Source organism: Bacillus sp. N3378-2at, assembly GCF_033412715.1.
In the GTDB taxonomy this organism is placed as follows: Bacteria; Bacillota; Bacilli; order Bacillales; family Bacillaceae; genus Bacillus; species Bacillus subtilis.
The window spans coordinates 3,207,805-3,221,965 of sequence record NZ_CP117986.1 but is presented as its reverse complement, the minus strand read 5'-3'; the positions used below and the strand labels follow the sequence as shown (position 1 = coordinate 3,221,965).

General features: G+C 44.1%; 16 protein-coding genes. 1 reads left to right on the top strand and 15 read right to left on the bottom strand.

Annotation, left to right across the window (positions count from 1 at the left end):
* Positions 1–334: 334 nt before the first annotated feature.
* The 4 genes from spoIID to PUN35_RS17220 form a co-directional block, all read right to left on the bottom strand.
* Positions 335–1,366 carry a stage II sporulation protein D gene (gene spoIID / locus PUN35_RS17235; RefSeq protein WP_014481182.1) on the bottom strand — a complete coding sequence of 344 codons (1,032 nt, stop codon included), beginning with the start codon at positions 1,364–1,366 and terminating at the stop codon, positions 335–337.
* A gap of 195 nt (positions 1,367–1,561) precedes the next feature.
* Positions 1,562–2,872 (bottom strand): UDP-N-acetylglucosamine 1-carboxyvinyltransferase, encoded by a 1,311-nt coding sequence (gene murA, locus PUN35_RS17230; protein ID WP_003227695.1) that lies wholly within the window; start codon positions 2,870–2,872, stop codon positions 1,562–1,564.
* A 33-nt stretch (positions 2,873–2,905) separates the two neighbouring features.
* Entirely contained in the window at positions 2,906–3,646 is a 741-nt protein-coding gene (locus PUN35_RS17225) for a YwmB family TATA-box binding protein (RefSeq protein WP_017696012.1), read from the bottom strand.
* Positions 3,647–3,780: 134 nt separating this feature from the next.
* Positions 3,781–4,011, bottom strand: coding sequence for a DUF1146 family protein (locus tag PUN35_RS17220; RefSeq protein WP_003227691.1), 231 nt, complete (start codon positions 4,009–4,011; stop codon positions 3,781–3,783).
* A gap of 169 nt (positions 4,012–4,180) precedes the next feature.
* Here PUN35_RS17220 and PUN35_RS17215 point away from each other — a divergent pair, with 169 nt between their 5' ends.
* Positions 4,181–4,654 (top strand): hypothetical protein, encoded by a 474-nt coding sequence (locus PUN35_RS17215; protein ID WP_026113663.1) that lies wholly within the window; start codon positions 4,181–4,183, stop codon positions 4,652–4,654.
* A gap of 33 nt (positions 4,655–4,687) precedes the next feature.
* Here PUN35_RS17215 and PUN35_RS17210 read toward each other — a convergent pair whose 3' ends face one another.
* From PUN35_RS17210 to glyA, 11 genes are all read right to left on the bottom strand, one after another.
* Positions 4,688–5,086, bottom strand: a complete 399-nt coding sequence (locus PUN35_RS17210; protein WP_014478254.1) for a F0F1 ATP synthase subunit epsilon — start codon at positions 5,084–5,086, stop codon at positions 4,688–4,690.
* Positions 5,087–5,109: 23 nt separating this feature from the next.
* Positions 5,110–6,531: a F0F1 ATP synthase subunit beta gene (gene atpD, locus PUN35_RS17205; RefSeq protein WP_003227686.1), complete on the bottom strand. Its 1,422-nt coding sequence runs from the start codon at positions 6,529–6,531 to the stop codon at positions 5,110–5,112.
* Positions 6,532–6,556: 25 nt separating this feature from the next.
* Positions 6,557–7,420 (bottom strand): ATP synthase F1 subunit gamma, encoded by an 864-nt coding sequence (gene atpG / locus PUN35_RS17200; protein WP_014481185.1) that lies wholly within the window; start codon positions 7,418–7,420, stop codon positions 6,557–6,559.
* Between the two features lie 76 nt (positions 7,421–7,496).
* Positions 7,497–9,005, bottom strand: a complete 1,509-nt coding sequence (gene atpA / locus PUN35_RS17195) for a F0F1 ATP synthase subunit alpha (protein ID WP_014481186.1) — start codon at positions 9,003–9,005, stop codon at positions 7,497–7,499.
* Between the two features lie 16 nt (positions 9,006–9,021).
* Positions 9,022–9,567: a F0F1 ATP synthase subunit delta gene (locus PUN35_RS17190; RefSeq protein ID WP_014481187.1), complete on the bottom strand. Its 546-nt coding sequence runs from the start codon at positions 9,565–9,567 to the stop codon at positions 9,022–9,024.
* Positions 9,564–10,076 (bottom strand): F0F1 ATP synthase subunit B, encoded by a 513-nt coding sequence (gene atpF / locus PUN35_RS17185; protein ID WP_003244051.1) that lies wholly within the window; start codon positions 10,074–10,076, stop codon positions 9,564–9,566. Before atpF ends, PUN35_RS17190 begins: the two co-directional genes overlap by 4 nt.
* 162 nt (positions 10,077–10,238) lie before the next feature.
* A complete protein-coding gene (gene atpE, locus PUN35_RS17180; protein WP_003151167.1) occupies positions 10,239–10,451 on the bottom strand; it encodes a F0F1 ATP synthase subunit C in 213 nt (70 codons plus the stop codon).
* 45 nt (positions 10,452–10,496) lie between these two features.
* Positions 10,497–11,231 carry a F0F1 ATP synthase subunit A gene (atpB, locus tag PUN35_RS17175; RefSeq protein ID WP_003242621.1) on the bottom strand — a complete coding sequence of 245 codons (735 nt, stop codon included), beginning with the start codon at positions 11,229–11,231 and terminating at the stop codon, positions 10,497–10,499.
* 7 nt (positions 11,232–11,238) lie between these two features.
* Positions 11,239–11,622, bottom strand: coding sequence for an ATP synthase subunit I (atpI, locus tag PUN35_RS17170; RefSeq protein WP_003243159.1), 384 nt, complete (start codon positions 11,620–11,622; stop codon positions 11,239–11,241).
* Between the two features lie 423 nt (positions 11,623–12,045).
* Positions 12,046–12,675, bottom strand: a complete 630-nt coding sequence (gene upp / locus PUN35_RS17165) for a uracil phosphoribosyltransferase (protein ID WP_003227670.1) — start codon at positions 12,673–12,675, stop codon at positions 12,046–12,048.
* Positions 12,676–12,809: 134 nt separating this feature from the next.
* The gene (glyA, locus tag PUN35_RS17160) at positions 12,810–14,057 is read right to left on the bottom strand and encodes a serine hydroxymethyltransferase (RefSeq protein ID WP_003227669.1); all 1,248 of its coding nucleotides are present in this window, start codon (positions 14,055–14,057) and stop codon (positions 12,810–12,812) included.
* Positions 14,058–14,161: the final 104 nt, after the last annotated feature.

The window sequence follows — 14,161 nt, the reverse complement described above, 5'->3', positions numbered from 1 at the left end:
CATAATCTATCGTAATCAACAAAAACCGAGAAATAAATAGGGCGGGCTTCCCCATTGCTGTTGTTTACTTTTGCATAGAAACCTATGTTTTTATTAGTGATTTCCACCTAACGCCCCTATGAAAAGAGAAGATTGTCCGCCTTTCGGCTTTCGTTATATGAGTCTGTCGAAGTCTGTCGACAAATGTGGATGACTTTACCACAATCTCAAAGCCTGAAATCAGGAAAAAAGGACTGATCCTTAAAGACGGTCAGAAGCTCCTCTAAACCGTTTCAGCTGCTCTTAGATAAATGACATTCAAGAACAGAAAAAGACGCCCAAAGAGCGCCTTTTTCTACTTTTTCGCCATATATTTATTCAAAAACGCATCTGCCTCAGAAATTTGTGTGCCTTGGTAATAGTACTTTACAATGTCATCAACCGTTTTGCCTTCTTTGGCCATAAAATTCGCTCCGTATTGGCTCATCCCCACACCGTGGCCAAATCCTCTCGTCGTGACTGTAATTGTGTCTCCATTTCGCTTCCATTCAAAATCGGCGGAGTTGAGACCCAGCTTTTCACGTATGTCTCTTCCTTTCAGCGTCTTGCCGTTAATGACGGCAGTTGCGACCTGGTGGCCCGGTGTCTCGCCGGTAATCTTCCCTACTGCGCTAGATCCATCCAGCTTGACGCCAAGCTTTTGCTGAAATTCTGCCGCTGTAAAGGTTTTCGTTGCCTTATATTTCGGAGACTTTTTATCCCATGGGCTTTTGACGCTTTTTAAATATGGGATAGCACTTGTCCAATAAGCTTCTGCATTCTCTGTGTAGCCGTTGCTTGTGGAGAAAAAGGATGCTTCAATCGGCTGGTTGTTGTACGTTAAGATTTTGCCTTGCGTACTGGTTACCGCATCTGTGATTTTCTTCAGTTTTGTCTCATAGCTTGTGCCCCACTGTTTTTTCAGCTCCGCTTTGCTTTTATACACCTGGAACATCTGTGTATCATCCACCAGTGAGCCTTTAGGAGCTTCTACCGCTGAATTTGACACCATCAGTCTGACAATAAATGTTCTGGCGGCAAGCGCCTGGGCTTTCAGTGCTTCAGGTTTAAAGGTTGCCGGCATTTCGGAGGCGACGACTCCAATCACATACTCTTCAAGCGGAATGTTTTCTACGGATTGATTTGCGGTTCGATAGACGGGAATAGAAACAGGTGATGCTTTCAATGTTTCTGCTCCTTTCGATGCTGGTTTCGTGCTGACTGCTGTCTTTTCTGATTCTACGCTGGCCCCCGCTTCCTTATTATGCTGGAATGGTATAACCAAGAGTGTGGGAACCAAGAGAATCAATGCACATAGTACGGATAGTGTGATTGCGAATTGTTTCATATTCAGCTGCCTCCTGCTCGGGATTCGACTCTAGTCTAGTCTATGGGCAGGGACAAGCTAATATGACTCTCGTTTTGGACAGAAACTTTATTTGTCATTTACGTATTCTTTTTTGCTATTTTGCGCATAATGATGATAATACACAAAAAATAAAAAACCAGTATGCCAGAGTGACATACTGATTTTCAAGTAAGTTTATGCATTTAAGTCAGAAACGACTTCTTTATTCTCTTGCTCAGAAGCAGACTCATCATTTACACGTTCGATGTCTGCGCCCAGAGCGGCAAGCTTCTGATGGAAATCAACGTAACCGCGGTCTAAGTGCTTCAATTCAGTAACACGTGTGTGACCTTCAGCCACTAACCCCGCAAGAATCAGCGCTGCACCTGCACGCAAATCAGTCGCTGCAACTTCAGCTCCCTGAAGCTGTACAGGACCGTTAATGATGACAGAACGTCCTTCAATCTTGATATCACCATTCATACGGCGGAATTCTTCCGCATGCATAAAACGGTTTTCAAAAACGGTTTCTGTAATCATGCTTGTGCCGCTTGCACGAAGCAGAAGCGCCATCATTTGTGACTGCATATCAGTCGGGAAGCCCGGGTGAGGCATTGTTTTGATGTCAATCGGTTTAAGTTCTTTCGGGCCGATGACACGCAGACCTTCACCTTCATCCTTAATTGTTACACCCATCTCTTCCATTTTTGCAATTAAAGAGGTGAGGTGTTCAGGAACGGCTCCTTTTACTAATACGTTTCCTTCAGTGATTGCAGCAGCAACCATAAATGTGCCCGCTTCAATGCGGTCAGGAATAATATGGTGTTTTACGCCGTGAAGCTTTTCGACTCCTTCAATTTTGATGGTGCCGGTGCCAGCTCCGCGGATTTTTCCGCCCATGCCGTTGATATAGTTTGCTAAATCAACGATTTCGGGTTCTTTTGCCACGTTTTCCAGCGTAGTTGTTCCTTCAGCTAGAGCGGCTGCCATAATCAGGTTCTCTGTAGCTCCTACACTTGGGAAGTCCAGATAAATTTTTGCGCCTTGCAGTCGGCCTTTTACTTCAGCTTCAATGAAGCCATTACCGACTTTGATTTCTGCGCCCATTGCTTCAAAACCTTTTAAATGCTGATCAATCGGTCTGGAACCAATTGCGCATCCGCCCGGAAGTGCAACTCTTGCATGACCTGTACGCGCAAGAAGCGGCCCCATGACAAGCACAGACGCACGCATTTTACGAACATATTCAAAAGGTGCTTCAGTTTGCAAAGCGTATGAAGCATTTACAGTCACTTCATTATTTTCAAAATGCACATCTGCTCCTAAATGACGCAACACTTCGTTAATTGTATATACATCGGAGAGCGTAGGTACATCACAAATTACGCTTTTTTCTTCACTTGCTAATAAAGATGCAGCGATAACAGGTAAAACGGCATTTTTAGCGCCTTCAACTTTGACTGTGCCGTTTAACTTCTGACCGCCGCGGACGATGATTTTTTCCAAGGTATTCCCCTCCGCGTCCCTAAATTCTCTATATTAATATTCAGTCGTAACGATTGGTGTGCCAACCGTAACGGTATGTTTTCCGCCCATTTCTGCACTTCTAAGTGCAATTTGCAAATTCATTTTATGTTTCGAGGTCATAATGTACTCTTCCCACTCATCTGTAAACGCAGAAATAGAAACGAAATTTGGCTCAACTACATGTTCTACTGATCTTGCTTGAAATTCATTTAATAACTGATTTGCTTTTTTTTGCAAAACAATATTCATATTATCATCTAAGTGACCATTTAGACAAGTAAAAATAACTACTTTTTCTTGGAATATCCCAAGTGTCTCCCGTTCAAACTGTTCATATGTATCATTCCAGCTATCCGGTGTCTCTAGACTCATTTGCTCATATAATAAATACGAAGTTGGATTGTGTTTTTTGAGGGTTGTGACAAGCTGCAGTCTAAAAGAAGTACGATTTTTTTTGTCAGTATATGTGCCAATTGCCTTTATCATTTTATCTTCCCGTGCAATCACCCAATCATATTGACGATACTCTGATTTTAAACGTTGCACTTTTTGATAAAATTCTTTTTCGGTCAGTGACATGTTTTGTTTTGCATGCAATGTCCACTTATCTATTGACACATCTTGGCGTTCCATCCCCTCTGCCATTTGTGCTAACGGCGTTAATTCACTCGCATGGATGGTATGGAAAACAGCAATGACGAAGCTTAACATGACGGAAATGATAATAGCGTGGCTTACTTGTTTTTTCTTCATGTTCATCTCTCCCCCTTATCCCCAGTTTTACCGGAGGCAAGAGGCGCCATACGTAAAAATCTTCGTCAAAACTCGAGCTATTCGCTTCAACCCGCTTCTCCCAACCATTTAATGATAATAATGTTCAAAACCTATTAAAATAGATAGGGAAGCTGCTGTGAATAATTGAGATAATCTAAAAAGAAATTAGCAACGGCCGTTCCAATGGCAATTGTCAGCAAAATCATCAGGAGTCTAGCCTGCACGACTTTGCCTTTTTTGATTAACGGATCTATATTGACGGCTTGCAACGCCCACCAAGTCACTGCTATAAAAATCAGGTGAACGACAATGCCGATTGCAGCCTGCTGTCCCAATACACTCATCTATTACACTCCTTTCTCTGCGTTCATACCCTTTCTTATTATATAAGAAGCACAGATAAAGATGATACATTTTATACAGAACGGAATAATCAGCCAAATCTAGGGCTAATCCCCGCTTAAAGTGCGATTCTTTTACATGGTATACTTTATTGGAAAGGAGCTGGCAAATGTGAATCATTCTTTTTTTCAGCCTGAAAAGCAATATGGTGAGGACCTGCCAATTTTTGATCAGGAATGGGAAGCAATTGCATTCTATTATGATTATAGACAGTCACAGATTGAAGAACTGAATGAATTGTGTCAGTTTTTTAACATTTCTCTTACCTATACGAGAGAAAGCCTTGAAGAGCTTGAAAACCTTTATTTTCAAAGTATACAAGAGCTTTTGCTTGCTGATTGGAATCTTCCTATTGAAGAATTCGAGAAAATGATCAGTGTTTATCTTATAGATTGCGTGATTGCCCGCCATGAAGATGCTGAATGGGTTGTAAAACCTTATCCCTATAAAGACGGCGCTTATACACTTGGCTTTAGAAGACATCGCAAATCGTGGCATACAATGAATGCCTGTGATGGTTTATACCTGCGCCAAGAAGAGGATCGCCCGCTGCTGTCGCTGTTTGATTCTCTTGTTCGTTCATAAAAAAATCCTTCTCATAAAGAGAAGGATTTTTTCTTATTTCCCTGCTACATCCAATCTGTTCAAAGCCCGCTGTAACGCAAGCTCAGCCCGACGAATGTCAGTATCATCTGATTGAGAATTCAAACGCTCCTGCGCCCGCTGGCGTGCAGCTTCAGCGCGCTCTTTATCGATGCCTTCCGCTGTCTCGGCAGCCTGGGCAAGGATGGTGACCTGATCAGGACGGACTTCGACAAATCCGCCGCTGACGGCAACCATTTCAGTCTGCCCGTCTTTTTTCAGACGGACAGCGCCGATTTTAAGAGGAGCCACGGTTGGAATATGGCCTGGCAAAATACCGAGATCGCCGCTTTCGGCTCTCACACTCACCATTTCGATATCCGCATCGTATACTGGGCCGTCGGGAGTAACGATATTGACTTTAACGGTCTTCATGCTTTTACCCTCCTAGGACCAGATTAAACTTCTACACCCATTTCTTTTGCTTTCTCAACAACTTCTTCGATACGGCCTACAAGACGGAACGCATCTTCTGGAAGATGGTCGTATTTACCGGCTAAGATTTCTTTGAAGCCTTGTACCGTCTCTTTTACAGGCACGTAAGAACCTTTTTGTCCAGTGAACTGTTCAGCCACGTGGAAGTTCTGAGAAAGGAAGAACTGGATACGGCGTGCGCGGTGAACGACAAGTTTGTCTTCCTCGCCTAGTTCATCCATACCGAGAATCGCAATGATATCTTGAAGCTCTTTGTAACGCTGAAGCGTTGACTGTACTTCACGCGCAACCGCATAATGCTCTTCTCCGACAATTTCAGGAGCAAGGGCGCGTGATGTAGATGCCAACGGATCAACCGCAGGGTAAATACCCATTTCAGTTAATTTACGCTCAAGGTTTGTTGTCGCATCCAAGTGAGCGAACGTTGTCGCCGGCGCCGGGTCAGTGTAGTCATCGGCAGGCACGTAGATCGCCTGGATAGATGTAACTGATCCAACGTTCGTAGACGTGATACGCTCTTGGAGCTGACCCATCTCAGTTGCAAGCGTCGGCTGATAACCAACCGCTGAAGGCATACGGCCAAGAAGGGCTGAAACCTCTGAACCCGCTTGTGTGAAACGGAAAATGTTATCGATGAAGAACAGTACGTCCTGTCCTTGTACATCACGGAAGTGCTCAGCCATTGTAAGGCCTGTCAAAGCAACACGCATACGTGCGCCCGGCGGCTCGTTCATTTGTCCGAATACCATGGCTGTTTTGTTGATTACGCCAGAGTCACTCATTTCGTAGAAAAGGTCGTTCCCTTCACGAGTACGCTCTCCTACGCCGGCGAATACAGAGATACCGCCGTGCTCTTGCGCGATGTTGTTGATTAATTCCTGGATTAATACGGTTTTACCTACACCGGCACCACCGAACAATCCGATTTTACCGCCCTTAATGTAAGGAGCAAGCAAATCAACAACTTTAATACCTGTTTCAAGAATTTCAACTTCTGTTGAAAGCTGATCGAATGAAGGCGCCTGTCTGTGAATCGGATCCTTTTTCGCATCCGCAGGAACCGGCTCATTCAAATCAATATTTTCTCCGAGAACGTTAAATACACGTCCAAGTGTTACATCACCAACCGGTACTGAGATTGGCGCTCCTGTATCTACAGCTTCCATACCGCGCTGAACACCATCCGTAGATGCCATTGCGATTGTACGGACTGTATCATCACCTAAATGAAGAGCGACCTCAAGCGTTAAATCAATACCTACTTCGTTTTCACTTGCAGCTGGCTGTGAAATTTTAATCGCATTATAAATTTCAGGCAAGTGACCGTCTTCAAAACGCACGTCGACGACCGGTCCTAATACCTGGCTAACGCGTCCTTTCTTCATCGCTATCCCTCCTGACAAAATCTTTCTATTCTAAAGCGGCTGCTCCGCCGACAATTTCCGTAATTTCTTGTGTGATGGCTGCTTGGCGAGCGCGGTTGTAAGAAAGCGAAAGTGAATCGATAAGTTCCTTCGCGTTGTCTGTCGCATTTTTCATCGCCGTCATTCTTGCAGCGTGCTCACTTGCTTTACTGTCAAGAAGCGCACCGAAGATTAAGCTTTCTGCATATTGAGGAAGCAAAACCTCCAGAACCTCCTCTTCAGATGGTTCAAATTCATAAGACGCCGTTCTTTTTCCGCCGCCGCTGCCCAAATCAGATAACGGCAGAAGTTTTTTCTCCGTTACTTCTTGAGTAATGGCGCTGACAAAATGGTTATAAACAAGGTGCAATTCATCAAACGCACCGTCTATAAACATTTGGATCGTTTGACGGGCAAGATCTTTAATTTCTGTAAACGTCACTTCATCCCCAAGTCCTGTTAACTCGGAAATGATCGGAATCTCCCGTTTCTTAAAGAAATCACGGCCCACTCTTCCGATGGCAATCACCGCATACTCATCCTTAGACTGATGACGTTCTTGCATGGCCTGATAAGCATTCCGTAAAACCGAACTGTTAAAAGCGCCGGCAAGACCGCGGTCAGACGTAATGACAAGGTATGCCGTTTTTTTCACTTCTCTGCTGAGAAGCATCGGATGCTTTACGTTGCCGGAAACTCTTCCGACGTTTGACACAACCTCTTGGATTTTATCCATATATGGCACAAATGATTTTGCATTGTTTTCAGCACGATTCAGCTTAGCCGCAGATACCATCTGCATGGCTTTTGTAATCTGACTTGTTTTTTTCGTTGACGTGATCCTTGACTTAATATCGCGTAATGAGGCCAAAGATTTCACCACCTTTTCTCTTCATCTGCGTAAAAAGAGAGAAAAAGAGAACCTTTTTCTCTCATCAGCATTCGAGTTAGTTGCTTGGTGCAAATGTGCGTTTGAAGCCTTCGATTGCAGCATTGAAGTCTTCATCAGCAGGAAGGTTTCCTGTTTTCGCAATTCCGTCAAGCAGGTCTTTATGGTTTTGGTCAAGGTACATGTAGTACTCTTCTTCAAAACGTCTGATATCCGCCACAGGAATATCATCGAGATATCCTTTTGTCAGCGCATAAAGAATGGCTACTTGCTTTTCAACCGGAAGCGGCTTGTTCAGATCCTGCTTCAGCACTTCAACTGTACGCGCACCGCGGTTCAGTTTTGCCTGAGTCGCTTGGTCGAGGTCAGAACCGAATTGAGCGAATGCTTCCAGCTCACGGTATGACGCAAGGTCAAGACGCAAAGTACCTGATACTTTTTTCATCGCTTTGATTTGCGCTGAGCCGCCGACACGGGATACAGACAATCCGGCGTTGATCGCTGGACGTACGCCTGAGAAGAACAAATCAGATTGCAGGAAGATCTGTCCGTCGGTGATGGAAATGACGTTCGTCGGAATATAAGCAGAGATATCTCCGGCTTGTGTTTCTACGAACGGCAGAGCTGTAATTGATCCTGCGCCTTTCGCGTCGCTAAGCTTTGCTGCACGCTCAAGCAGACGGGAATGAAGATAGAATACATCCCCAGGGAACGCTTCACGGCCTGGCGGACGGCGAAGAAGCAAGGACAGCTCACGGTAAGCGGCAGCTTGTTTAGAAAGATCATCGTATACAACAAGAACGTGCTTGCCGCTGTACATAAATTCTTCTGCCATTGTAACCCCAGCATACGGTGCCAGGTACAGAAGCGGTGCCGGCTGTGACGCAGACGCCGTTACAACAATTGTATAATCAAGCGCGCCGTGTTTACGCAATGTTTCTACTACGCCGCGGACTGTTGATTCTTTTTGGCCGATCGCAACATATACGCAGATCATGTCTTGGTCTTTTTGGTTCAGAATCGCATCGATCGCAACAGATGTTTTACCTGTTTGACGGTCACCGATGATCAGCTCACGCTGGCCGCGGCCGATTGGAATCAGTGCATCGATCGCTTTGATACCGGTTTGAAGCGGTTCATGAACTGATTTACGGTCCATAACGCCTGGTGCAGGGCTTTCGATCGGACGAGTTTTGCTTGTCAGAATCGGGCCTAGTCCGTCTACCGGCTGGCCTAACGGATTTACAATACGGCCGATTAACTCTTCACCAACAGGAACCTCCATGATGCGGCCTGTTCTTTTTACTTCGTCTCCCTCACGGATCTCACTGAAAGGTCCTAAGATGACGATACCTACGTTTGATTCCTCAAGGTTTTGAGCCATACCCAAAACACCGTTTGAAAATTCGACAAGTTCACCGGCCATACAGTTGTCAAGGCCGTGCACACGTGCAATACCGTCACCGACTTGGATGACTGTACCTACGTCTTGAACTTCAATATCAGATTGATAATTTTGTATTTGCTGTTTTATCAGCGTGCTAATCTCTTCAGCTTTGATGCTCACTTAGGTTTCACCCCTTCTATCGATTTTCCCCGGCTAATTGACGTTCAATGCGCTGAAGCTTCCCGCTTACGCTGCCGTCATAAATCCGGTTTCCAATGCGGACTTTAATGCCGCCTATTAAATCCGTCTGCACTTCATTTCTGATTCTCAGTGAAGCGACTCCGGCCTTTTTTGCAAACACTTGTGATAATGGTAACATTTCAGCATCCGTCAGCGGTTTCACTGAATATACGATTGCGTCTTCTGTTTGACGGGCCTCATTTGCGAGTTTGATAAACTCATCTGTGAGCTCAAGCACAATCGCGGCACGATGGCGGTCAATCAAAAGAAAAATCGTATTAAGCACGGACTGTGACAAAGAGCCAAATGCATTTTGGATCAGCTCTTTTTTCTTCGCAGCCGGCATCTTCGGATGGTTCAACACATCATTAAGCGCTTTTTCATTTTGAAATACTTGTTTTACAACAGTTAGCTCTTCTTCTACTTGATTCAGCTGAGCGGACTCATTGGCTATATCAAAAAGAGCTGATGCATATCGTTTAGAGACAGCTGATCCACTCATCGGCTTTCTCCTACCTCTTTAAGATAGTCCTGGATCAATTTCTCTTGCGCTTGTTCATCCAGTTCTTTTTCGATCACTTTCGACGCAATCATGACAGAAAGAGACGCTACTTGCTCACGGAGAGCAGAAACCGCCTGTTCTTTTTCCTTCACGATTTCAGTTCTTGCTGCTTCTTTCAGACGTTCAGATTCTGCACGTGCAGCCTGAATAATCTCTTCTTTTTGCTTCTCTCCCAGTTTCTTTGCGTTTTCGATAAGAGTTTGGGATTCCTGTCTTGCTTCTTTTAAAAGAACGCGCTGCTCTTCAATAAGCTGCTGCGCTTCTTTATTTTTTTCTTCAGCAGACGTAATTTCTCCAGCGATGTGGTCTTCACGCTGTTTCATTATGTTTAATAGCGGCCCTAAAGCGTATTTCTTCAGAAGCGCTAATAAGATTAACATAGCTAACAGTTGGAACAGGATATCTCCGCCGTTAAACGACAATCCTAGTTCAAGTGGTAATTGAGACATCTACTACGGCAACTCCCTTCTGCAGGTTTTTCTTTGCTGATCCAGCAGCCGCACTTGTCTCTTTTCAGCCGGCAAGGCGGGATGCTTATCAGACATAAAGCAATGGCGAAGGTTCTCTTGGAATGATCTTCGCCATTTTTAGTTCATATAAGGCTTTTATGCTTAGCCAAAGAACGCTAAGAATGCGATAACGACAGCGATAATAGGAAGGGCTTCAACTAATGCGATACCCATGAACATAAGAGTTCTCAGTTCTTTACCTGCTTCCGGCTGACGGGCAATCCCCTCTACCGTACGTGAAACAATCAAACCGTTACCAATACCTGCACCAAGTGCGCCTAAACCAATTGCAATCGCAGCTGCTATTAAATTCATGAAAAAGTTCCTCCTTTAAAATGTTATCCGTTTGGATATAATGTTTTAATGATCATGACTGATTTTATGAGACATGTACACCATCGTCAGCATTGTAAAAATAAATGCCTGGATGGCACCAATAAATAAACTGAATGCTTGCCATGCCAGCATCGGCAGAATGGCACCGATTGTACCGACAAGACCGAGAGCCACGCTTTGCGAATAGTGGCTTGTCGCTAATCCCGCAAGCAGGCCGAGAAGAATCTCACCGGCGAAGATGTTACCATACAGCCGTAAACCTAGAGTCAGCGTATTCGCAAACTCTTCGATGATTTTCATCGGGAGCATGAATGGAACAGGTCTTAAATAGTCTTTGGAATATTCCTTGAGCCCTTTCATCTTCACACCATAGTAGTGGGTTAAAGCAACAACCATCACGGCTAGCGTTAATGTAATGGCAGGATCGGCTGTCGGAGACTTCCACCAGAGCTCATGTCCGATTGTAATAGAGAACGGCAGCCCCAGCATATTCGACACAAATATGTACATCAGCAATGTGACACCAAGTGCCAAGAAGTTAGCCCCTGTTTTTAAATCCATTGTACTGCCAATAATATTGCGTACGAAATCAACAATCCATTCCATAAAGTTCTGGGCTTTTCCGGGACGGATCGAAAGCGTTCTTGTCGTCAATATAGCAATCAATAAAACAATCACACTCGCCACAGTAATCATCAGAATGTTTGTCAGATTAAAAGTAAGACCTAGAAATTCTATAGTTCTGTAACCATGATTCAAAGGGTTTTCACCTCTCTTCCATTGATGAACGTTTAAGCTGGATAAAGGAATCTATCATAATGACAGGGTATATTGTCATTAATCCAATAACTGTACTTGCCATATGAAAGTATTCGGGATTTTTATAGGCAACAGCCACAGCAAGAATCGCATTGCACCACCGCGCTGCGCTCCCGAGAGATCGTATGGACTTTCCTTTCTCAACAGCTCTGTCAAAAGCATTCATTCTTCTGACGAGCAGTAAAAAATTAAACAAACTGAAAACAGTTCCCAGAATAAGGCCTAAAAAAACGGTTTTATACGCTGTTAAACCATAACCCAGTACATACACTGCCAAAATGAACAATAAATATTTGCGTTGTCTGCTAAATGTAAGCTTGGGATCGTCCATCAATTATCTGTCTCCTGATGAAAAAATAATGTATAGCTTGGATACGGCAAAAATCAGCGGTTAACCCTTAGTAGAAGACCTTTTTTGACCGGCAAAACGGGCCTGTTCGAAAAAATCATTCATCCGCAAGCCTTGCAGGGATGCTGTTTCATTCGCTTAAATAAATCCTCATAATACGGGTTTGCTGAGAGGATTTACATTGAGGATGAGGACTATAATGAAAGCTATGAAAACCTTCCCATAATACCCTCGTTTAGCATACAATAGCCCCTAACATGTGTCAATCTGTTTAAAGTTAAAAAACTTTTTATACTTTACGTCTCCACAGAATGTTCACATTTTCACCTATAATTGTATACAGATTCACCGAATAGCAAAAAACTGGATAAAAAAATGAAACCCCCTTTTGGGGATTTCATTTTTTTATTTTGTTCCAAACATGCGGTCACCAGCATCTCCGAGACCTGGAACAATATATCCTTTTTCATTTAATTTTTCATCTAGCGCCGCAATGTAAATATCAACGTCCGAATGATGCTTCTGCAATTCTTCCACACCCTCCGGCGCTGCTACAAGACACATGAAACGGATATTTTTCGCACCGCGTTTTTTAAGGCTGTGAATGGCTTCAACTGCGGAACCGCCTGTAGCGAGCATCGGGTCAACCACGATGAATTCACGCTCTTCCACATCAGAAGGAAGCTTGACATAGTATTCCACGGGTTTTAAGGTTTCTGGATCACGGTAAAGGCCGACATGTCCCACTTTTGCCGCAGGAATCAGCTTTAAAATGCCGTCAACCATTCCCAATCCTGCTCTGAGGATAGGAACCACTCCGAGTTTTTTCCCTGAGATGACTTTCGATTTCGCAGCCTGAACCGGTGTATTGATATCCACTTCTTCCAGAGGAAGATCGCGGGTAATTTCAAATGCCATGAGTGTAGCCACTTCATCTACTAACTCTCTAAAATCCTTCGTACCTGTATTTTCATTCCGTATATATGTCAGCTTGTGCTGAATTAAAGGATGATCAAATACATAAACCTTTCCCATACTGTGTTTCAGCTCCTTTTTTATTGTCCCATCAACAATTACACACTTCTATTGATTCTACAAAAAAAGACATTGAGTTTCAAGAACATCGTCAAAAAACCCGCCGGGCATAAGCCCCAGCGGGTTTTAGGATCTTAATAATCTAATTCTTTATATAAAGGAAATTTATCAGTCAGAGCAGCTACACGCTGTCTTGCTTCTTCAAGTTTTCCTTCGTCTTCGTGGTTTTTCAATGCAAGCGCAATGATAGCACCGACTTCTTCTAATGCGTCTCCGTCAAAACCGCGGCTGGTTACAGCAGCTGTACCAAGACGGATGCCGCTTGTTACGAAAGGTTTTTCAGGATCATATGGAATCGCGTTTTTGTTAGACGTAATACCGATTTCATCAAGTACATGCTCCGCAACCTTACCAGTCAGTCCGAGCGAACGAAGGTCAACAAGGATAAGGTGGTTGTCTGTTCCGCCTGAAACGAGCTGGATGCCCTCTTTCGTTAAGGCTTCAGCCAGACGTTTCGCGTTTGAAATGACGTTTTGTGCATATGTTTTGAAATCGTCCTGCAATACTTCACCGAATGAAACAGCTTTTGCGGCAATAACGTGCATCAGCGGGCCGCCTTGAATTCCAGGGAAGATCGATTTATCAATTTTCTTGCCAAACTCTTCACGGCAAAGGATCATACCGCCGCGAGGACCGCGAAGTGTTTTATGTGTTGTTGTTGTAACGAAATCAGCGTAAGGAACCGGGTTTGGATGAAGGCCTGCCGCAACAAGTCCTGCGATATGTGCCATATCCACCATGAAGTAAGCGCCGACTTCATCAGCAATTTCACGGAATTTCTTAAAGTCGATTGTACGAGGATACGCACTTGCTCCTGCTACGATAAGCTTCGGTTTATGAGCGAGGGCTTTTTCACGCACGTCATCGTAATCAATATATTGAGTTTCTTTATCTACGCCGTACTCAACAAAGTTATATTGAACACCGCTGAAGTTGACTGGGCTTCCGTGTGTTAAATGGCCGCCGTGGGAGAGGTTCATCCCAAGTACAGTATCGCCTTGCTCCAAAATCGTGAAGTACACTGCCATGTTTGCTTGCGCGCCTGAATGAGGCTGAACGTTTACATGCTCCGCTCCAAAGATTTCCTTCGCGCGGTCACGGGCGATATCTTCAACGACATCGACGTGCTCGCATCCGCCGTAGTAGCGTTTGCCCGGATATCCTTCTGCGTACTTATTTGTCAAAACAGATCCTTGTGCTTCCATAACCGCTTCACTTACAAAGTTCTCAGAAGCAATCAATTCGATCTTAGTCTGTTGGCGTTCACGCTCATTTTTAATGGCGTTAAACACTTGTTCGTCTTGCGCAGGTAAATGTTTCATCAGCGAGATCCTCTCCTATCCGTATCCTGTTCTTTGTTTTTACCATCACTATTGTACATGGTTTTTAAGGCCGATGTAAAAGATTATTTTTAAAAAATCTAAAT